This window comes from Streptomyces lacrimifluminis (assembly GCF_014646095.1).
Taxonomy (GTDB): Bacteria; Actinomycetota; Actinomycetes; order Streptomycetales; family Streptomycetaceae; genus Streptomyces; species Streptomyces lacrimifluminis.
In genome coordinates this window covers 363,060-383,020 of sequence record NZ_BMMU01000003.1, presented here as the reverse complement: position 1 = coordinate 383,020, position 19,961 = coordinate 363,060, and the positions used below count along the sequence as shown (strand labels likewise).

Below are 19,961 nucleotides of genomic sequence, written 5' to 3'. Positions count from 1 at the left end.
ACGGATCAGCCTTCCTGGAGACCTGTGCGAAGTGTGGTCAGGCCGTGCTCGATGAAGACGGGGACCAGGTCCCCGATGCGGTCGAAGCCCGCGCCGACCGTCTGGCCCAGCGTGTAGCGGTAGTGGATGCCCTCCAGGATCACGGCCAGCTTGAACCAGGCGAACGCCGTGTACCAGGAGACCGCCGAGACGTCGCGCCCCGAGCGTGCCGCGTACCGCTCGATCAGCTCGGCCGGGGAGGGGTGTCCGGCGGCCTCGGCGGTCGTGGAGACGGGGGAGTCGGGCGCGCCCAGCGGCATGCTGTACATCACCAGCAGCCCCAGATCGGTGAGCGGGTCGCCGAGCGTCGACATCTCCCAGTCGAGGATCGCCGTGATCCTGTCGTCCGCGTCGATCAGGACGTTGTCCAGCCGGTAGTCGCCGTGCACGATCGCCGGGGCCGAGGAGTGGGGAAGGGCTCGGCCGAGCGCCGCCTGCAACTCGTCGATGCCGGCCAGCTCGCGGTTGCGCGAGGCGTCCAACTGCTTTCCCCAGCGCCGCAGTTGCCGGTCGAGGAAGCCCTCAGGCCGGCCGAAGTCCGCGAGACCCACCTCGGCGGGGTCCACCGCGTGCAGCTCGACGAGTGTGTCCACCAGCGACAGCACCACGTCCCGGGTCCGCGCCGGGCCGACCGGAGCGAGCTGCCCGGCCGTGCGGTAGGGCGTGCCCGGTACGAACTCCATGACGTAGAACGGCGCTCCGAGCACCTTCTCGTCCTCGCACAGCAGTACGGGACGCGGGACCGGCACGGCGGTCGGGTGCAGGGCGCTGATCACCCGGTGCTCGCGCCGCATGTCGTGCGCGGTGGCCAGGACATGGCCGAGCGGGGGGCGTCGTACGACCCACCGGGCGGTGCCGTCGGTGACCGCGTAGGTGAGGTTCGACCGGCCGCCCTCGATCAGCCGGCCGGTCAGGGGGCCGTGCACGAGTCCGGGGTGTTCGGCGTCGAGCAGGCCGCGCAGCCGGTCGAGATCGAGACCTGGCAGGTCGTCCGGGGGCATCATTGCTCCTACGCGTACGGAAACAGGACCTGCATCATGATGCCGACCGGTCGGTATGTCGTCCAGTGGGTGAGCGAAACGTGACCGGCGTCTCGCTTCCGGTCTGCGGAAGGAGACGCCGGTCGGGTAGGGCGGGGGAGCGGTACCGGTGGCTGGAAACCGTCAGTGGTCGTCCCAGTGGTCCTGGTGCGCCGCGTGCCGGTGGCCGTCGTGCAGATAGTCGACGTGATCGCCGTGCAGCACGCTCGGGTGCCCGCAGCCGTCCCCGTGCGCGTGGTGGTGGGCCTCGTGCGCCACGTGCTCCCCGGGCTCGCACTCGTCCCAGTGGTCGCTGTGCGCGCGGTGCAGATGACCGTCGTGCGCGTAGTCGACGTGGTCGCCGTGCGGCACCTCGGTGTGGCCGCAGGCCTGGCCGTGGGCGTGCTCGTGGGTCGGGTGTTCCTGGTGAAGGGTGGGGGTGCTCATGGTGCTCGCCTTTCGGCTGCTCGATGGTGCGGAACTACTGGTGGTGACGCCGGACAGGCTGTCACGCAAACCATCGATATCAGGCTATTCGACTTGCGTGGCGTCCGCGCACCCCGGAAGGTCGAACATTAGGAAACCGGAGGGCCAGACATATGAAAGCCATTACCTACAGCCGGTACGGCGGCGCCGACGTCCTGGAGTACACGCAGGACGCCCCGGACCCCAAGGTCGGGCCCGACTCCGTGCTGATCAAGGTGCGGGCGGCGTCGGTCAACCCGGTGGACTGGAAGTGCCGCGAAGGCCATCTCGACGGCATCCTGGACCCCGTTTTCCCGGTGACACCGGGCTGGGACGTCTCCGGGGTGGTGGTGCGCCCGGGCGTCTCCGTCTCCGAGTACGCCGTGGGTGACGAGGTCATCGGCTACGTCCGCGAGGACTTCCTCTCTCGCGGCACCTTCGCCGAGTACGTCGCGGCTCCGGTGCGCACCCTCGCCCGCAAGCCCCGCAACCTCTCCTTCGAGGAGGCGGCCGGGCTGCCGCTCGTCGGGCTCACCGCCTATCAGGTGCTCGCCAGGTCGCTGGGCGTCCGCACGGGCGAGACCGTCCTGGTGCACGCGGCGGCGGGTGGGGTCGGCTCCGTCGCCGTCCAGCTGGCCCGACGCCACCTGGGCGCGGCGCACGTCATCGGCACGGCGAGCGTGCGCAACCACGACTTCGTGCGCGAACTGGGCGGCGATCCGGTGACGTACGGCGAGGGGATGGCCGACCGGGTGCGGAAACTGGCCCCGGGCGGCGTCGACGCGGTGTTCGACACCGTCGGCGGCGACACGTTGAAGGACTCGGTGGAGCTGCTGGCTCCCGGTGGCCGCCTGGTGTCGATCGCGGACCCGGACGTCGTGGGATTCGGTGGCCGCTACTACTTCGTGCGTCCCGACGCCGCAGACCTCGCGCACCTCTCCGACCTGGCCGAACAGCACGTGTTCTCGCTGCATGTGTCCGACACGTTCCCTCTGGAACGCGCGGCGGAGGCGCACCGGCTGAACGCGGAGGGCAGTACCAGGGGCAAGATCGTGGTGACGGTGGACTGGGACGAAGAGGCCTGACGGTCCGCCCGGCGGCAGCCTCCGGCGTCAGAGGATTCAGAGGATGACGAGTGCCGCCCCGCACGCCGCCAGGGCGACCGCGCACAGGGTCGCGGCGGTGGCGTGCCGGGCGGAGAGTGCCGGCGGTCCGCCGTCGCCGGTCGTCGCGAGCGTCCGGATACGCCGGTGGGCGACGGCCAGGAACCACAGCCACAGCACACAGCACACCGCGCAGACGGCGATACCGGCCGCCGACGGCCCGCCGTGCAGCGCGGTCTTCCCGGCGAGCAGCGCGGCGACGGTGCTCGACAGCGTCGTACGCCGCCACGCCAGCCGGGTCCGCTCCGGTTGCAGCCCGGGGTCCCGCACCCAGGCCTCGCCCGCCCCCGCCGTGCTCACCCGTTCCCCCGGACCAGCACGACGACCACCATGGCGACCGCGACCACGGCGACCGCGAGGCTCAGCAGCGCGGGGAAGCGGGACACCGGCAGGTCCTCGCCGCGCCGCATCGCCCGCTCGCACCGCACCCAGTGGTTGACGGCCCGCAGCGAGCACAGCACCCCGGCCGCCAGCAGTGCGAGCGCCAGTCCCACGCGCCACCCCCACCGCAGGTCGGGCAGGAACTGATCCACGGCGAACCCGCCGCCGATCAGTGCCAGCGCGGTACGCAGCCAGGCCAGGAAGGTGCGTTCGTTGGCCAGGGAGAAGCGGTAGTCGGGGGTGCGGCCCTCGGCGTCGATCTCCTGGGGGGCGAACCACAGGCGGACGTTTCGTGCAAAATCGATCACATGGAGGAAGCTTACGTGCTCTTCGACGACCGATACGCCCTGAGGCGCTCGTACGCCGCCAGGCCGTCCGGGACCCACTCCCACTCGCCCAGCCGTCGTTCCACCTCGTCCTCCGGCAGGAACGCGTGCCAGGCGACCTCCTCCGCCTGGGGGTGGACCGGCAGCTCGCAGCGGACCTCGTAGACCGCCGACCACCAGCTCTGGCCCGCGCCGTTGTCGTACAGGAACCTGAAGAGAGGCTCGGGGCGGGGCAGACCCGTGACGCCGAGTTCCTCCTCGGCCTCCCTCAGGGCCGCGGCGTCGTACGCCTCGCCCGCGCCCACGACCCCGCCGACGAACATGTCGTACAGGGAGGGAAAGACCAGCTTGGTGGGGGTGCGGCGATGGACGAAGAGCCGGCCCGCGGCGTCCCTGGCCTGGATGAAGACGCAGCGGTGACGCAGACCGCGCGCGTACGCCTCGCCCCGTGGGGACCGGCCCACGACCTCGTCGTTCTCGTCGACGATGTCGAGGATCTCGGCAGCGGGTTCAGCGGGACCGGCGGGGTCAGCGGGAGTGCTCTCGTGGGAGGGAGTGCTCATGCCTGCCATCCAAGCTCATCGCCCCCTGCGCGCAGCCGCTCGGCATCGCCGGGTGGAGGCCCAGGAGGACGATGCCCACGACCACCGCCGCGAGGCCCGCCGCCTCCCAGGCCAGGGCCCCGGTGTCGGTGCGCAGCCGGTCGCCGAGGAAGCCGACACCGCAGATGATCCCGGCCAGCGGCTGGGCCGCCGTGAGGGCCGGGAGGGACATGCGCAGGGGAGCGGTCTCGAAGGCGCTCTGGACCAGGATCAGGCCGGTGAGCCCCAGGAGCAGCACGCCGTACGGCTGCCAGCCGGTGAGGAGGTGGGACATGCCGCCCTCCGCGAAGCGCTGGCCGCTGACCCGCGTCAGGGCGTCCTGGACGCCGTAGAGGAGGCCCGCGGCCAGGGCCAGCAGGACCGGGCCGGCGCTGAGGCGGGAGCGCTTCGCGTACGTCGTGAGGAGCAGGGCGAGGCCGAGCATGGCGCCGATGATCAGCCAGGTGCGCCAGGGGTCCGTGACGGCCGTGCCGCCGCGCGGTTCGCCCGCGACGATGAACGCCGTCACCCCGCCCGCCAGGAGCAGGAGGCCGGTCCAGCCCTGGCGGCCCAGCGGCTGCTTCGTCTGCTTGCGGGACAGGGCGAGTGCGAAGAGGAGGTTCGTCGCGAGCAGCGGCTCCACCAGGAACAGCTCGCCCTGGCTCAGCGCGATCGCGCCCAGCACCATGCCCGCCACCATCAGACCGATGCCGGCGAGCCAGCGCGGCACCCGCATCAGGTCCAGGAGCAGCCGCGGGGAGAGGAAGTCGCTCAGGGGTGCTTGCCGGGCCACGTTCTGCTGGAGGACGAAGCCGAGGCCCAGGCAGCAGGCGGCGCTCACGGCGAGAGTCAGAACCAGAACAGACACGCGGGGTACCTCGATGACGGGGCAGGTTGTGGGGTGTGGTAACGGCCGACTGTAACCGCCCTCGCGGGTCCTGCCTCGGGGATGTGACGGAATCGTGGAGTCGGCAGGGTCACGTCCGTGTCCGGGCGGTGGCGGTGTCGCGACTTAACGTCATCTTTGTGCTGTTGGTGGGGCGTGCAGGGGTCTGTCGTCAGTCAGGTCAACTGTCCTACACAGATGCGTAATTGACACGTGTCGCATCCAAATCCGGCCTTGACGTGAAGCATTCGTGGAGGGTTTGCTGTCGGAGATCAAACCGATGGCCGTCGAACGATCGCCGTCAACAGACCGCGTCGTGTGAGGAAGTTCCCCGCGGTGTCTCCACCTCCACCACCTCTGGGCCGTGGCCGCAAACGCGCCGCCCAGGCCTTCGACGCCGCGCTCGACGACACCGAACTTGTCGCCGCACGCGCCGCGCTGGCCCAGGGGCGCTGGCAGGACGTCCGCGCACTGCTCACCACCACCGGCGACGACTGGGACCGCCGGGGTCACCGGGTCACCGTCCTCGCGCTGGAGTCCGGCACCGCCGCCTGGGCCCGCGACTGGATCCTCGCCGAACCGGAGTCCGCCGACGCCTCGGTCCTGCTCGCCGCCGCCACCGTCCAGCGGGCCCTCGTCGGCAAGGACAAGCCGGTCCGGGCCCGCGACGCCTGTCACGCCGCCGCCGCGCTCGCTCCCGCCGACCCCACGCCCTGGCTCGGGCTGCTCCAGCTGGAGCGGAACCTGGGCGACGAGGAGACGGTCGTACAGCTCTTCGACGAGGTCCGGCACCGCTACCCGGACCACCATCACGCCCACCATCTGATGGTGGCGCGCCTCGCCGAGCGCCGTACCTCCGCCGGGCCGGACCCGCTGCACGAGGTGTACGACTTCGCCAACTGGGCCGTCGAACAGGCTCCCGCCGACTCACCGCTGGCGATCCTGCCGGTCGTCGCGCACGCCGAGCGCTATCGCGTCCTCGCCTCCGCCGGCCTGGAGTCCACCGACCCGGCCTCCTCCGGTCACTGGGTCGGTCGGCGGGCCCGCCAGGTGATGAAGGCGGCCTTCGACTGGTGGCTGGAGTGGGAACGCGACGACCATCCGCGCCGCCTGATCGACCTCAACTTCCTTGCCCACGCGAAGTTCTGCGAGGGCCGAGGCGCGGAGGCGGCCGCCCTGTTCCACCGGATCGGCCAGCACCAGACGCCCGTCCCGTGGTCCTACCCGGACCACGACGCGCACACCGCCTTCCGTGCCGCCCGCGCCACCGCGCTCGGCACGGTGTAACGCCCCACACACCACTGAGAAGTTCCGTCACCCCTGAAAATCTCCGTACGCCCGAAAGGACAACCCCGCGATGACGACGGGCAGTTCGAGCAAGAGCAGACCCAGTGCCGGCAGCGAAAGCGGCATCAGTACGTTCAAGGGGCAGGACCGTGCCCTGCGCGCCGACCGCCTCGGCACCGGAGGGCTGCTGCTCTCCGTGCTCGCCGCGACCGCCCCTCTCATGGTGGTCGCGGGTGTCATGCCCACTACATTCGCGGTGATGGGCATCGTCGGCCAGCCCCTCCTCTTCGTCCTCCTCGGCGTGGTCCTCGTCCTCTTCAGCGTCGGGTACGCCGAGATGAGCCGCCACGTCCACAACGCGGGCGCCTTCTACGCGTACATCTCACGCGGCCTGGGCGGCACCGCCGGGGCGAGCGCCGCGATGCTCGCGCTCGTCGCCTACAACGCCCTCCAGGTCGGCATCTACGGCATCTTCGGGTTCGAGGTGTCCGGACTGTTCTCCACCTACCTGGACACCGAAGTCGCCTGGTGGATACCGGCGTTGCTGGCCGCGCTGGCAGTCGGCACACTCGGCTGGCTGAAGATCGACGTCAACGCGCGCGTGCTCGGCGTCCTGCTGGTCATCGAGGTCGCCCTCGTCGTCATCTTCGACATCGCCGCCGTCGCCGACCCGGCGAAGGAGGGCCTGTCGCTGCACGCCTTCAACCCGGACACCCTCACCGGCGCGGGCGTCGGCACCGCCCTGTGCTTCTGCATCGCCGCCTTCACCGGCTTCGAACAGGCCCCCGTGTACGCCGAGGAGACGAGCCGGCCGCACGTCCTCGTCCCGCGCGTGATGTTCCTCGCCGTCAGCTTCGTCGCCGTCTTCTTCGCGATCAGCTCATGGGCGTTCACGGTCGCCGCGGGCCCCTCCGCGATCGTCGGCACCGCACAGAAGGAGAGCGCCGGACTGCTCTTCTCCCTCACCGAGTCACGGCTCGGCGGTACCTTCACGGACATCCTGCACGTCCTGTTCGTGACCGGCATGTTCGCGGCGCTGCTCAGCTTCCACAACGTGGTCGCCCGGTACGCCTTCGCCATGGGCCGTGAGGGGCTGCTGCCCGCGACCTTCGGCCGCACCACCGGCGCGAGCGGTGCGCCCGGCACCGGTTCGCTCCTGCAGACCGTCGTGGCCGTGGTGGTCGTGGCCGCCTTCGCGATCTCCGACGACGGACCGGTGGGCGACCCGACCACTCCCGTGCTGAAGCTGTTCACCTGGTTCGGGAACATCGGCGCGCTGGGCGTGATCGTGCTGATGGCGGCGGCTTCCCTCTCGGTCATCGTCTTCTTCGCCCGGCGCGGCGCCGTCGGCGCCCAGGCCTGGCGGCTGGTGACGTCCGCGCTGGCGGGCATCGCCCTGCTCGTCATCGCCGGCTACACGATCAAGGACTTCGACATCCTGGTCGGCACGGGCCCGGACTCCGCCCTCAACTGGGTGCTGCCCGGCATCATCGGCGCCGCCGTGGTCCTCGGCCTGGTCCAGGGCCTGGTCCTGCGCTCCCGCAAGCCCGAGGTGCACGCACGGATCGGGCTCGGCAACGAGGCGTTCCAGCTGGAGAAGGCGGCGGAGTCGACGGAATCCGCGCAAGCGGCCTCCTGAGCACCCTTTCCGGGGCCGCCGCCTGAGAAGAGGATGAGAAGCGGTTACGGAAGTCTGACGCGCACCCGCGATCCCTGGCTCGACAGGGGTCGCGGGTGTTCGAATGGATACGTGAACTCCGAACGCCCCGAAGAAGCCGAAGAACCCGAAAAACCCCTAGGGCGGGACCGGGGCACGCCCATCGGCCGCAGGGTGCTGCTCGGCACCCTGGGGCTGGGCGCCCTCGGCGTGGTCGCCGCGCCCACCCTCCAGCGCGGCATGGAGTCCTTCCTCGCCGGCGCGGCGGAGAAGGACCCCACCGGCCTGACCGGTCTCCTCCCGAACGGCGGCGGCTTCCGCTACTACTCGGTGACGTCCTCCGTACCCCGCAAGAACGCGCAGAACTACCAGCTGAAGATCGACGGCCTCGTCGACAGACCCACCACCTACACCCTGGCCGACCTGCGCGCGATGCCCCAGACCAGGATGGTCAAGGACGTGCAGTGCGTCACCGGCTGGCGGGTGCCCGGAACGCCCTTCGAAGGGGTACGGCTGTCCCGGCTCCTGGACGCGGCGGGAGTGCGCTCCTCGGCCGGTGCGGTGCGCTTCACCTGCTTCGACGGCGCCTACACCGAGAGCCTCACCCTCGACCAGGCCCGCCGCGCCGACGTCCTGGTCGCGCTGCGCATGCAGGACAAGAACCTGAGCCACAGCCACGGCGGCCCGGTCCGCCTCTACGTCGCCCCCATGTACTTCTACAAGTCCGCCAAGTGGCTCTCCGGCATCACGGTCACCGAGGACGTGCAGGCCGGCTACTGGGAGAACCGCGGCTACGACATCGACGCGTGGGTCGGCAGATCGAACGGACGCGACGATGAGCCTACGAGCTGACGCCCCGGCGCCCTCCACCTCGGACGTACGCCGCTTCGGCCGCTCCCAGAAGTGGGTGCACCGCGCGACGGCCGCGCTGATGGGCGCGTGCGTGGTGACCGCGGCCTGTCTGTACATCCCCCAGTTCGCCGAACTGGTCGGCCGCCGCGAACTGGTGGTCCGCGTCCACGAATGGGCGGGCCTCGCCCTGCCGGTTCCCGTCCTGGCCGGCCTGGCCTCCCGCGCCCTCCGCGCCGACCTGGGCCACCTCAACCGCTTCGGCCCGCACGACGGGGTCTGGCTGCGCGCGGCCCTACGACGCGACAAGCGCCGCGCCTCGCGCCCGGCGGGCAAGTTCAACGCGGGCCAGAAGATCTACGCGGCCTGGATCGCGGGCGCCACCCTGGTCATGCTCGGCACGGGCCTGCTCATGTGGTTCACCCACCTCACCCCGCTGATGTGGCGCACCAGCGCGACCTTCGTCCACGACTGGCTGGCGCTCACCATCGGCATCGTCCTGGCCGGCCACATCGGCATGGCCCTGGGCGACCCGGAGGCCCGCCGAGGCCTCAGGACGGGCTCGGTGAGCAAGAGGTGGGCGGACAGGGAGCATCCCCTGTGGCGCCCCTGAACCGGGCGACCAGCCACAGCGGACCCGCAGACGACTAGCCAGGCATCCGATCGGCCCGGCGCCGGTGACGAGGACGTGCCTGCCGGACAGGTCACCGGCCCGGCGGACGGCGTGCAGGGCGACCTAGAGGGGTTCGGCCAGGGCCGCCCGGCGCAGCGGCAGGCCCGCCGGCAGGGGCCTCAACTGGTCGGCGGGGACGACCAGTCGCGCCGCGAAGCCGCCCTGGACGTGGGGTGTGCGGGCGGCGCTGCCGAGGTAGCGCGTGTCCCGGCAGACGTTGCGCCGTCCGGACGCGCACTCCGGACACACCCCGCACGGGGTCGCCGGGTGCACGGCAACCTCCGTACCCACAGCGAGACCTGATGGACCGTCACCGTAGGAGACGACCGTTCCCACGACCTCGTGGCCCAGCACCATCGGCTCCCTGAGGCGGAAGTCACCGACCCCGCCGTGCCGCCAGTAGTGCAGGTCGGAGCCGCAGACCCCGCCGTACCGGACGGCCACCAGTGCCTGCCCCGGGCCGGGGGACGGCACCGGCAGCTCGTCGACCCGCAGGTCGCCCTCGCCATGGATCACGCAACTCAGCATCGGGAAAGCCCCATTCGCGTCTGCTGTCGCGTCCGCAGTCGCGTCCGCAGTCGCGTCCGCTCTCGTGTCCACGTCACAGGACGCTGGTCATGCCGCCGTCGACGTACAGCACCTGCCCGCCGACGAAGTCCGCCGCCGGGGAGGCGAGGAACAGCACCCCGCCCACCAGGTCCTCCGTCCGCCCCCACCGCCCGGCCGGGGTGCGTTGGCGCACCCGGGCGCTGAACTCCGGGTCGTCGAGCAGAGGTTGGGTGAGTTCGGTCTCGATGTAGCCGGGGCCGAGGCCGTTGACCTGGACTCCGCGGGCCCCAGTCCGCGCACATGCCCTTGGTGAGCATCTTCAGGGCGCCCTTGGTGGCCGAAGCCGGTCACCTTCGCGCCCGTTGAGGACGCCGGTGCGACCGGCCTGCGTCAGTCCCCGGGCCAGGGCGAGGCCCCTGCTGGACCCGGTGACCAGGGCCGTACACCCGCTGATGTCGAACAGAGGGTGACTCATTCCCGTACCGTTCCTATGGGCTGAGCGGGCGTGAGTCCGTTCAGCCGCGCGCCCCGAACGGTCTTGGGTGAGCTGGTCCCCGGCGTACTCGACCCCGGGTGGCACCACGCATCCTGTGCGTGGTCCTGGCCCGGGAGGCCCCAGCGGCCGGAGGCCGCTGACAAACACGGCCCTCACGACCTGGCCAGTTGAGTACGGCCAAGGGCGACGAGGAGGCCCTGAACCATCACTCCGGTGGAGCAGGGGCCCCGCACGCTGGCACCGCACTCGGCGTCCCAGATCGCACGATCACGCTAACCCGAACGGCCCAGTGCGCCGCAAGCCCGGATGCCGACCATCATACGATCGAGCTAATTCGACCTTGCATCAACTCCTTGGGGAGCAACTGCCACCCCTAGATCACGAGTGAGAGCAGCAGGACCAGGCCGCCCGCGACCACGGAGATGATCGTCTCCATGACCGACCAGGTCTTGAGGGTCTGGCCGACGTTCAGGCCGAAGTACTCCTTGACCAGCCAGAATCCGGCGTCGTTGACATGGCTGAAGAAGAGCGAGCCGGCGCCGATGGCCAGGACGAGGAGGGCCGCGTGCGTGGTCGACATGTCGGCCGCCAGCGGGGCCACCAGGCCGGCCGCCGAGACCGTCGCCACCGTCGCCGAACCCGTCGCCAGCCGGATCGCCACCGCGATCAGCCAGGCCAGGAGCAGGGCCGGGATCGACCAGTCCTCCGAGATGTCCAGGACCATCCTGCCGACCCCGGAGTCGATCAGCGTCTGCTTGAAGCCGCCGCCCGCGCCGACGATCAGCAGGATGCCCGCGATGGGCGCGAGGCCCGTCTCGACGATCCGGGAGATCCGTTCCCTGGTGAACTCGGCAGGGCGCCCGAGCGTGAAGATGCCCACGAGGACGGCGGCGAGCAGGGCGATCAGCGGGGAGCCGACCACGTCGAAGACGCGCTGCACCATGTTCGCCGGGTCGTCGATGATGATGTCGACCAGTGCCTTGGACAGCATCAGGACGACGGGGAGGAGGATGGTGGCGAGGGTGGCGCCGAAGCCCGGACGCTTCTCCAGGTCCTCGGAGGTGCGCTGGGGGATCAACCGGTCCGGGGCGGGTACGTCCACCCAGCGGGCCGCGTACCGCGAGAACAGCGGGCCGGCGATGATCACCGTGGGGATGGCGACCAGGACACCGAGCGCCAGCGTCACGCCGAGGTTGGCGCCGACCGCGTCGATCGCGATCAGCGGGCCGGGGTGCGGCGGGACCAGACCGTGCATCACGGAAAGGCCCGCGAGCGCCGGGATGCCGATGCGCATCAGGGAGTAGTCGCCGCGCTTGGCGACCATCAGGACGACCGGGATCAGCAGCACCACGCCGACCTCGAAGAACAGGGGCAGGCCGATCACCGAGGCGATCAGGACCATCGCCCACGGCATCGTCCGGCCCGACGCCCGAGCCAGGATCGTGTCGACGATCTGGTCGGCGCCGCCGGAGTCGGCGAGCAGCTTGCCGAGGATCGCGCCCAGGGCGATCAGGACGCCCACGCCGGCCACCGTCGAGCCGAGCCCGGTGGTGAAGCTGGTGATGGCCTTGTCGAGCGGCGCGCCCGCGAAGGCGCCCAGCGCGAGCGAGCCGATGGTCAGGGCCAGGAAGGCGTGCAGCTTGAACTTGGTGATCAGCAGGACGATGAGCGCGATGCCCGCGAGCACGGCGACGCCCAACTGGGCATGGCCGGCCGAGGTGATCGGCTCGACGGTGTCCGCTGCCAGCATCTCGACGCTGAGTCCGGTCACGGTGGATCCCTTGCTTCGGAAGAGGGACGGTCGGGAGCGGTCGGGTTACTGCGCAGGTGCTTTCGGGGGCGCCTCGGGGCTGTCCGGGCTGTCGAGGTCGCCGAGCGCTGCCACGGCGCGGGCGGTGATCTCCTCGGGCGTGCCGGAGACGCTCACCGCGACGCCCGCCTCGTCCGCTCCGAGCGGCTGGAGGGTGGCGAACTGGGAGTCGAGCAGCGCGGTCGGCATGAAGTGACCCTGCCGGTGCGCCATCCGCTCCTCGATGAGCGCCCGGTCACCGGCGAGGTGCACGAAGACCACGTCGGGCGCGGCGGCCCGCAGCCGGTCCCGGTACGACCGCTTCAGCGCCGAGCAGCTCACCACCCCGCCGAGCCCGGCCCGGCCGTGCGCCCACGCGCCGATGGCGTCCAGCCACGGCCGGCGGTCGTCGTCGGTCAGCGGGGTGCCGGCCGACATCTTCTGGATGTTGGCCGGGGGGTGGAAGTTGTCGGCCTCGGCATACGGAACGCCGAGCCGTGCCGCGAGCAGGGGACCGATGGTGGTCTTCCCGGTGCCCGAGACGCCCATGACCACGACGACGTGGGGGGTACGCGTCTTCTTCATGGACGCTATGAAACGCATTAGGTAAGACAAGTTCAAGCCCTCCGTATGAATAAGTCTGACTTTTTATGAGCGTGACGTGCCCCGTACGCTGAGTGCATGAGCACACCGGGCCGAGGGCTGCACGGCCATGTACTGGAATCCCTCGGACCTGCGATCACCGCGGGCGAGTACCCGCCCGGCAGCGTTCTGCGCACGGACGAACTGGCGCAGCGCTTCGACGTGTCGCGTTCGGTGATGCGGGAGGCGGTCCGGGTCCTGGAGTCGATGCACCTGGTCGAGTCCCGCCGCCGGGTGGGCGTCACGGTCCGCCCCAAGGCCGAGTGGAACGTCTACGACCCTCAGGTCATCCGCTGGCGTCTGGCGGGTGCCGACCGCCCGCAGCAACTGCGCTCCCTCACCGTGCTGCGCTCCGCGATCGAACCGGTCGCCGCGGGCCTGGCCGCCAAGTTCGCCACCGCCGAGCAGTGCGCACGGCTCACCGAGTGCGCGCTCGGCATGGTGGCCAACTCGCGCGGCCATCAGCTGGAGGGCTACCTGGTCCACGACGTGGCCTTCCACCGGGTGATCCTGGAGGCCTCCGGCAACGAGATGTTCGCCCGCCTAGGCGACGTCGTCGCGGAGGTCCTGGCCGGCCGTACCCACCACGAGGTCATGTTCGAGGACCCCGACCCGGCCGCCGTCACCCTGCATGTCCAGGTCGCCGAGGCGGTCCGTGAGGGCGACGGCGAGCGGGCCGAGCGGCTCACCCGGGAGATCGCGGTCGGGGCCCTTCAGGAACTGGACATCCTCGCGCCCTGAGGCCTGTCCCGGTCGCCCTCGTCGATGTCTCCGTCGACGTACACCCACGCCCCGTCGACCCGCTCGAACCGGCTCCGCTCCCGCAGCGAACCGCCCCGGTAGGAGGCCCGGAAGGTCACGGTCCCGGTGGTGTGGAACGCCGTACCGTCGCCCGCCGCGACGATCTCCAGGCCCGTCCACCGCATCCCCGGGTCGAACGCGACGCCGGCGGGGCGGGTGCGCGGGTGCCAGGTGCGCAGGAGGTAGGGCTCGTCCCGCCGCACGAAGGCGCTGTAGCGGGAGCGCATCAGGGCCTCGGCGGTCGGCGCCGCCGCCTCACCCCGGTGGAAGCGGCCACAGCACTTCTCGTACGTCTCCATGAGGCCGCACGGACACGCGGAGCTCTGGACGGGTGCGGAGGGGCGCTGCCGCCGGGGATGCGCAGTACGTCGGGCCATGCCCGCCATTCTCCCGCACCGCGCCTACCCGCTACGCGGTGGACGGCGGATAGGAGGGCCGGGCGGGCATCCGCGGTCCGCCCGCGACCGGCGGCGCCCCCTGCGCCCTCGGTGAGGGCATCGCGGGCAGCTCCCCCTCGTGGAGCCACGAGGTGAACAACTCGTCCAAGGGCTCCGTCGTGAACCGCCCCACGTACGACGTGAACGTGGCCGTGCTCACCGACCCGCCCCGATGCAGCCCGGCCCACCCCCGCAGCATCCGGAAGAACGCCTCGTCGCCCAGCGCGCACCGCACCGCGTGCACGGTGAGCCCGCCGCGCTGATACAGCCGGTCGTCGAACATCAGCTTGCGGCCGGGATCGGCGAGCCGCAGATCCTGCGGACGACCGGCCAGCAACCGGTGGGCGACCGCGGCGAGTTGCTGCGCGCTGCGCCCACCGGAGCGCTCGGACCACAGCCACTCCGCGTACTTGGCGAACCCCTCGTTCAGCCAGATGTGCCGCCAGTCCGCGATGGACACACTGTTGCCGAACCACTGATGGGCCAGCTCATGTGCGACGAGCCGCTCCGAACTCCGGGCGCCGTCCACGTGGTTGGCGCCGAACAGCGACAACCCCTGTGCCTCGACGGGCACATCGAGTTCCTCCTCGGTCACCACGACCGCGTACTCACCGAAGGGATACGGCCCGAACAGCTCCTCGAAGAGCTCCATCATGGCGGGCTGGCGCGCGAAGTCCCGGGAGAACTCGGGAAGCAACTCCGCCGGAATGTGCCCGTGTTGGGGCACACCGCCCAGCCCGGGGTCGCCGAGCAGAACGGTCTGGTACTTGCCGATCGACAGCCCGACGAGATAACTCGACGTCGGCGCGGACTGCTCGTACACCCACGTGGTGGTCGAGGCCCTGGTCGTCCGGGTCAGCAGCCGCCCGCCCGCCACCACCGAGTACGCGGACGGCGTCGTGATCGAGATCTGGTAGGACGCCTTGTCGGCGGGCCGGTCGTTGCACGGGTACCAGGACGGCGCCCCGACGGGCTGGCTCGCCACCAGCGCCCCGTCCTCCAGCTCCTCCCAGCCGATTCCGCCCCAGGGGCTGCTGACCGGCTTGGGGTTGCCCGCCCAGTGCACCTCGACGGTGAACGCGGCCCCGGTCCGCAGCGGCTTCACGGGGCGGATGCGCAGTCGGCCGCCCCGGTGCGTGTAGTGCGCCGCCTTGCCGTCGACCCGCACCCGGCCGATCTTGAAGTCGCCCAGGTTCAGCTGGAATTCGGCAAGCGAGGACCGGCCCGCTATGGCGTTGATGCGGGCCGTGCCCGCCAGCCGGTTCGGGCCGGGGCGGTAGTCCAGCGCGAGTTCGTACCGGTGCACCCGGTAACGGGGATCACCGTTGGCCGGAAAGTACGGGTCCGAACCCACTGTCTGCTGAACGCTCACTGCTGAGTCTGCTCCCTGCGCTGTGCTCGTACGAGGTGCCGGAGATGAACCCACCCCCGCTCCGGTACCCGAACGAGCCGCGCCCACCGATTTCAGGAACGCCATGACTCGATCGGGTTGCCCAGCCAGCGGGTGTCGTCGGGAACGGACTCCGCCGCCATGACCAGCGACGCGGGACCCAGAGTGGACCGGGCCCCGACCGTGGAACCGGGCAGGACGATCCCGCCAGGACCCAGCGTCGCGCCCTCACGGAGGACCACAGTATCCGTCCGCAAGATCCGGTCGTGGAAGAGGTGCGTCTGGAGCACGCATCCCCGGTTCACGGTGGCCGCGTCCCCCAGGGTCACCAGGTCGGTCTCGGGCAGCCAGTAGCTCTCCACCCAGACCCCCTTGCCGATGTGCGCGCCGAGCCCTCGCAGCCACGCCGACAGCACCGGCGTACCCGGCACGGAACCCGCCAGCCACGGCACGGCGACGACCTCGACGAAGGTGTCCGCCAGCTCGTTGCGCCACACGAATCCGCTCCACAGCGGATGCTCACCGGCGCGGTGGCGCCCCACGAGCGCCCACTTGGCGACGATGGACAGCACACAGGCGACTGCCCCGACACCGAGCAGCACCACCCCGCCGGCCAGCCAGAACCATCCTCCGAGCACGCTGAACGCGGCGACCGTCAGCACGGCCAGCCCCGCCGAGCAGAACACCGGCACGATCCGGAACAGCTCCACCAGCGCCCGCGCCCACAGCAGACGCGCGGGCGGGTCGTACGTACGGCTCTGGTCGCCGCCGCTCGCCGAGCGGGGCAACTTCATCGGTGGCAGGCCCAGGTAGGAACTGCCCTTCTTGGCCTTCTTCGGCGTGGCCGACAGGACCCCGACCAGCCCGCCGTCGGGCACAGACCGGCCCGGCGCGGTCATCCCGGAGTTGCCCAGGAAGGCCCGCCGCCCGATCTCGGCCCGCCCGATCCGCAGCCAGCCACCGCCGAGCTCGTACGGTGCGGTCAGGGTGTCGTCGGCCAGGAAGGCGCCCTCACCGACGGTCGTCAGGCTCGGCAGCGCCAGCACGGTCGACACCTCGGCCCCGCGCCCGATCCGCATCCCCAGCAGGCGCAGCCACACGGGCGTGATCAGCCCGGCGTAGAGCGGGAACAGCGTCTCGCGGGAGCGGTCCATGAGCTGGGTGACCGTCCAGGCCTGCCAGCCGATGCGGCTGTGCGTGGGATGCGTACCCTCGCGCAGCCCCAGACTCAGCAGCCGTACGGCGATCAGCAGCATCAGCGCGTACGCCAGACCGAACGCCAGGGTGGCCGGCACGAGCGCGAGCGCGATGCCCCGCAGAGCGCCTCCGAGCCCGGCGTCCGGGTCGACGAACAGGCCGGTGACCAGCAGCGCGACCGCACCGGCCAGCAGCGGCAGCGCACTCAGCGCGAACCCCGCGATGCCGTACATCGCCCGCCAGGCCCGCCCGCGCTGCGGACGCTCCTTGGGCCAGTTCCGCTTGGCCTTGCCGAGCTTGACGGCCGGCGCGCCGGCCCACCGCTGCCCGGTCGGCACCGTCCCGACGACCGCCGAACCCGGAGCCACCTCGGCCCGCTTGCCGACCCGCGCCCCCGGGAAGAGCAGGCTGCGTGTCCCGACGACAGCGCCGGCACCCACCTTGACCTGCCCGATCTCCAGCCGGTCCCCGTCCAGCCAGTGCCCCGACAGGTCCACCTCGGACTCGACGGCCGCCCCACGCCCCAGCTTGAGCATCCCGGTCACCGGGGGGAGCGAGTGCAGGTCGACGTCCGCGCCGACCTTGCCGCCCAGCGCCCGCGCGTACCGCTCCAGCCACCCCCCGGTCAGCGAGGTCGCCCCGCTGAACTCGGCGAGCCGCTCGGCGGTCCACAGCCGCAGATGCACGCTGCCACCGCGCGGATACCGGCCCGGCTTCACACCGCGCAGCAGCAGCCGCGCCCCACCGGCCGCGAGGGCGAGCCGTCCGGGCGGGGAGAAGAACACGGCGGCCCCGGCGGCCACCGCCCACCACGAGGTGACCGGTGCCCACGGATAGGCCCCGAACCAGTGCAGCGCGTTCCCGGCGGCGGCCAGAGCGACCGCCCACCGGAGCCCGAGCAGCGTGAACAGGGGGACCAGCAGCAACAGCTGGACAACCTTGGCGCGCAGGGGGACCGGCGCGATGACCCGTCCGCTGGTGTCGTCCTGCGCGGACTCCTCCAGATGCCGGGCGAGCTTGCGCAGCACGGGCTGCTGGTAGATGTCGAGGACGGCCGCGCTCGGATAGCGCGTCCGCAGCCTCGTGGTCAGCTGGGCGGCGCCGAGACTGCTGCCGCCGATCGCGAAGAAGTCGTCGTCCGCGCTGCCCACGGGGATACCGAGGACCTCGCTCCACTGCTCGGCGACCCACGCCTCGGTGCCGTACAGCACGGCGGCCGGACCGGTCTCCAGCCCCTCCAGGGGCCACGGCAGAGCGTTGCGGTCGACCTTGCCCGACGTACGCGTCGGCAGCTCGGCGACCGGCGCGAGCATCGGCACCAGGGCGGCGGGCAGCTCGGCGCGCAGCCGCTCCACGGCCGCGGCCTGGTCCCAGCCCTCCTGCGTCACGACATAGCCGACGAGCAGCTGGTTGCCGCTGCGCGCGGTCCGTACGGCGGCTGCGGCACCGGCGACACCGGGCAGCCCCTGGAGCGCCGAGTCGACCTCGCCCAGCTCGATACGGCGCCCGCCGAGCTTGATCTGCTCGTCGGCCCGCCCGAGGAAGATCAGCCCCTCGGGCTCGGCCTTGACGAGGTCGCCGCTGCGATAGGCCCGCTCCCACCCCAGGGATTCGAGGGGCGCGTACTTCTCGGCGTCCTTCTCGGCGTCGAGGTACCGCGCGAGTCCGACGCCACCGATCACCAGCTGACCGCTGCCGCCCATGGCGACGGGCTCGCCGGCCTCGTCGACGACGGCGAGCTCCCAGCCGCCCAGGGGCAGCCCGATCCGGATGGGCTCCTCCCCGGTCATCAGGGAGGCGCAGGCGACGACGGTGGCTTCGGTGGGCCCGTAGGTGTTCCACACCTCGCGCCCCTCCGTCACCAGCCGCTGCACCAGCTCGGGCGGGCAGGCCTCCCCGCCGAAGATCAGCAGCCGTACGTCGTTGAGGGTCTCGGGCTCCCACAGTGCGGCCAGTGTCGGCACGGTGGAGACCACGGAGATCTCCTGCTCGACCAGCCAGGGCCCCAGATCGGCCCCGCTGCGGACCTGGGAGCGCGGTACGGGCACCAGACAGGCACCGTAGCGCCAGGCCAGCCACATCTCCTCGCAGGAGGCGTCGAAGGCCACGGAGAGCCCCGCCATGACCCGGTCACCGGGCCCCACGGGATCGTCGGTGAGGAACAGCGCGGCCTCGGCGTCCACGAACGCGGCGGCGCTGCGATGGCTGACGGCGACGCCCTTGGGCTTCCCGGTGGAGCCGGAGGTGAAGATGATCCAGGCGTCGTGCTCGACTCCGGGCCGCCGCGCGGGAAGCTCACTGCGGGCCCCGGGAACGGTGATCTCGTACCCGGCACCGACGACGGCCCGTACGTCCGCCTCCCCGAACACCAGCTCGGCCCGCTCGTCCGGGTCCTCGGCGTCCACGGGAACATAGGCGCCGCCGGCGGCGAGGACGGCCAGGATGGCGACGTACAGCTCGTTGGTGCCGGACGGCACCCGGACCCCGACGCGGTCCCCGAGCCCGACGCCGGCGGCGCTCAGCCGGCGCCGTACGGCCTCGACCTCGGCGGCGAGCGCCCGGTAGGTGAGCGCGGTGGTGCCGTCGTCGAGGGCCGGCTCGTTGGGGTACGAACGCACGGCGGCGTCGAAAACGTCGACGAGAGTGCGCGGCGAGGCGGCGGGCCCCGCGGAGAAACGTGCCTTGTCGCCGAACCGCTCGCGGATCTCTTCTTCGAGCAGACCGAGAGCACTGCTCTCGTGTGTGGCTGCCATCAGTCCTCGCGTCTCGTTCCCGGAAACCTCCGGGTCGCTGGCGGGGCCCGCAGGTATGCCTGGGGTTGTCCGGCTCCAGCTCCGTTCCGTAACAAGCCGGAAATTTTAGTACGAGCCTAGGCTCACGCCAGTACGCATGCCAGGTGAGAGCGCCGCACGGGGGTCGCGCCGGGGGTGCCGGAGCCTCGGCCGACGCCCTGACCTGGTGATCTTCGTGGTCGCCCGGGCGGACGAGATTTCGCCCACACCCTGCGGAAAACCCCTGACGTTGGGTCTAGGGAACGCAAAAAACCCCACATCGAGTGGGGTCTCAGCGACTGACGAGAGTAAGTAGTAAGTGTCCGAGGGGGGACTTGAACCCCCACGCCCGATAAAGGGCACTAGCACCTCAAGCTAGCGCGTCTGCCATTCCGCCACCCGGACAAGGTGTCTGTCGCGCGGGGTTCCCCCCGTGGCGACGAAGGAAACATTACCAGGCTTTCCGGGGTGGCCGATCACCCCCTGTCGCCGCGTGAACGGTGTGTGACGGGCCAGGACCGGCCTTGGGGCGCGACGGGTCGGAGGGGGAGGATGAGGGATGA

The 19,961-nt window shown here is 71.3% G+C and carries 17 protein-coding genes, 1 tRNA gene and 2 pseudogenes; 6 read left to right on the top strand and 14 right to left on the bottom strand.

Features of this window, described 5'->3' with window-relative positions:
- Positions 1-5: 5 nt before the first annotated feature.
- Together IEY89_RS07145 and IEY89_RS07140 are read right to left on the bottom strand one after the other, a co-directional pair.
- Entirely contained in the window at positions 6-1,040 is a 1,035-nt protein-coding gene (locus IEY89_RS07145; RefSeq protein ID WP_373287204.1) for a phosphotransferase family protein, read from the bottom strand.
- Between the two features lie 162 nt (positions 1,041-1,202).
- Positions 1,203-1,505 (bottom strand): hypothetical protein, encoded by a 303-nt coding sequence (locus IEY89_RS07140; protein ID WP_189146405.1) that lies wholly within the window; start codon positions 1,503-1,505, stop codon positions 1,203-1,205.
- 152 nt (positions 1,506-1,657) lie between these two features.
- Between IEY89_RS07140 and IEY89_RS07135 the strand changes: the two genes are divergently transcribed.
- Entirely contained in the window at positions 1,658-2,608 is a 951-nt protein-coding gene (locus IEY89_RS07135) for an NADP-dependent oxidoreductase (protein WP_189146404.1), read from the top strand.
- A gap of 36 nt (positions 2,609-2,644) precedes the next feature.
- Here the strand turns inward: IEY89_RS07135 and IEY89_RS07130 are convergent, their stop codons facing one another.
- From IEY89_RS07130 to IEY89_RS07115, 4 genes are read right to left on the bottom strand one after another with little or no spacing between them, the layout of a single operon-like run.
- Positions 2,645-2,986, bottom strand: coding sequence for a DUF202 domain-containing protein (locus tag IEY89_RS07130; RefSeq protein ID WP_189146403.1), 342 nt, complete (start codon positions 2,984-2,986; stop codon positions 2,645-2,647).
- A complete protein-coding gene (locus IEY89_RS07125; protein ID WP_189146402.1) occupies positions 2,983-3,375 on the bottom strand; it encodes a YidH family protein in 393 nt (130 codons plus the stop codon). Before IEY89_RS07125 ends, IEY89_RS07130 begins: the two co-directional genes overlap by 4 nt.
- Before the next feature lie 11 nt (positions 3,376-3,386).
- A complete protein-coding gene (locus IEY89_RS07120; RefSeq protein WP_189146401.1) occupies positions 3,387-3,956 on the bottom strand; it encodes an NUDIX domain-containing protein in 570 nt (189 codons plus the stop codon).
- The gene (locus IEY89_RS07115) at positions 3,922-4,842 is read right to left on the bottom strand and encodes a DMT family transporter (RefSeq protein WP_189146400.1); all 921 of its coding nucleotides are present in this window, start codon (positions 4,840-4,842) and stop codon (positions 3,922-3,924) included. Before IEY89_RS07115 ends, IEY89_RS07120 begins: the two co-directional genes overlap by 35 nt.
- A gap of 354 nt (positions 4,843-5,196) precedes the next feature.
- Here IEY89_RS07115 and IEY89_RS07110 point away from each other — a divergent pair, with 354 nt between their 5' ends.
- The 4 genes from IEY89_RS07110 to IEY89_RS07095 all read left to right on the top strand — a co-directional run bounded on the left by IEY89_RS07110 (position 5,197) and on the right by IEY89_RS07095 (position 9,266).
- Positions 5,197-6,147, top strand: a complete 951-nt coding sequence (locus IEY89_RS07110) for a hypothetical protein (protein ID WP_189146399.1) — start codon at positions 5,197-5,199, stop codon at positions 6,145-6,147.
- 70 nt (positions 6,148-6,217) lie between these two features.
- Positions 6,218-7,786 (top strand): APC family permease, encoded by a 1,569-nt coding sequence (locus IEY89_RS07105; RefSeq protein ID WP_189146398.1) that lies wholly within the window; start codon positions 6,218-6,220, stop codon positions 7,784-7,786.
- A 111-nt stretch (positions 7,787-7,897) separates the two neighbouring features.
- Positions 7,898-8,656 carry a molybdopterin-dependent oxidoreductase gene (locus IEY89_RS07100; protein WP_189146397.1) on the top strand — a complete coding sequence of 253 codons (759 nt, stop codon included), beginning with the start codon at positions 7,898-7,900 and terminating at the stop codon, positions 8,654-8,656.
- Positions 8,640-9,266: a cytochrome b/b6 domain-containing protein gene (locus IEY89_RS07095; protein WP_189146396.1), complete on the top strand. Its 627-nt coding sequence runs from the start codon at positions 8,640-8,642 to the stop codon at positions 9,264-9,266. Before IEY89_RS07100 ends, IEY89_RS07095 begins: the two co-directional genes overlap by 17 nt.
- Before the next feature lie 39 nt (positions 9,267-9,305).
- Here the strand turns inward: IEY89_RS07095 and IEY89_RS07090 are convergent.
- The 4 genes and pseudogenes from IEY89_RS07090 to IEY89_RS07075 form a co-directional block, all read right to left on the bottom strand.
- Positions 9,306-9,854: pseudogene (locus tag IEY89_RS07090) on the bottom strand (alcohol dehydrogenase catalytic domain-containing protein); the annotation flags it as partial.
- A gap of 73 nt (positions 9,855-9,927) precedes the next feature.
- A pseudogene (locus IEY89_RS07085) lies at positions 9,928-10,222 on the bottom strand (SDR family oxidoreductase); the annotation flags it as partial.
- 522 nt (positions 10,223-10,744) lie between these two features.
- Positions 10,745-12,142 (bottom strand): GntP family permease, encoded by a 1,398-nt coding sequence (locus tag IEY89_RS07080; RefSeq protein ID WP_189146395.1) that lies wholly within the window; start codon positions 12,140-12,142, stop codon positions 10,745-10,747.
- A gap of 45 nt (positions 12,143-12,187) precedes the next feature.
- Entirely contained in the window at positions 12,188-12,745 is a 558-nt protein-coding gene (locus IEY89_RS07075) for a gluconokinase (RefSeq protein WP_189146394.1), read from the bottom strand.
- Between the two features lie 96 nt (positions 12,746-12,841).
- Between IEY89_RS07075 and IEY89_RS07070 the strand changes: the two genes are divergently transcribed.
- Positions 12,842-13,543, top strand: coding sequence for a FadR/GntR family transcriptional regulator (locus IEY89_RS07070; RefSeq protein WP_189146393.1), 702 nt, complete (start codon positions 12,842-12,844; stop codon positions 13,541-13,543).
- Here the strand turns inward: IEY89_RS07070 and IEY89_RS07065 are convergent.
- The 4 genes from IEY89_RS07065 to IEY89_RS07050 form a co-directional block, all read right to left on the bottom strand.
- Positions 13,516-13,980: a YchJ family protein gene (locus tag IEY89_RS07065; protein WP_189146392.1), complete on the bottom strand. Its 465-nt coding sequence runs from the start codon at positions 13,978-13,980 to the stop codon at positions 13,516-13,518. The two genes, IEY89_RS07070 and IEY89_RS07065, sit on opposite strands and share 28 nt — an antisense overlap.
- A gap of 31 nt (positions 13,981-14,011) precedes the next feature.
- Positions 14,012-15,412 carry a M1 family metallopeptidase gene (locus tag IEY89_RS07060; RefSeq protein WP_189146391.1) on the bottom strand — a complete coding sequence of 467 codons (1,401 nt, stop codon included), beginning with the start codon at positions 15,410-15,412 and terminating at the stop codon, positions 14,012-14,014.
- A 92-nt stretch (positions 15,413-15,504) separates the two neighbouring features.
- Positions 15,505-19,380 carry a Pls/PosA family non-ribosomal peptide synthetase gene (locus IEY89_RS07055; RefSeq protein ID WP_189146390.1) on the bottom strand — a complete coding sequence of 1,292 codons (3,876 nt, stop codon included), beginning with the start codon at positions 19,378-19,380 and terminating at the stop codon, positions 15,505-15,507.
- Between the two features lie 338 nt (positions 19,381-19,718).
- Positions 19,719-19,803, bottom strand: a tRNA-Leu gene (locus tag IEY89_RS07050).
- Positions 19,804-19,961: the final 158 nt, after the last annotated feature.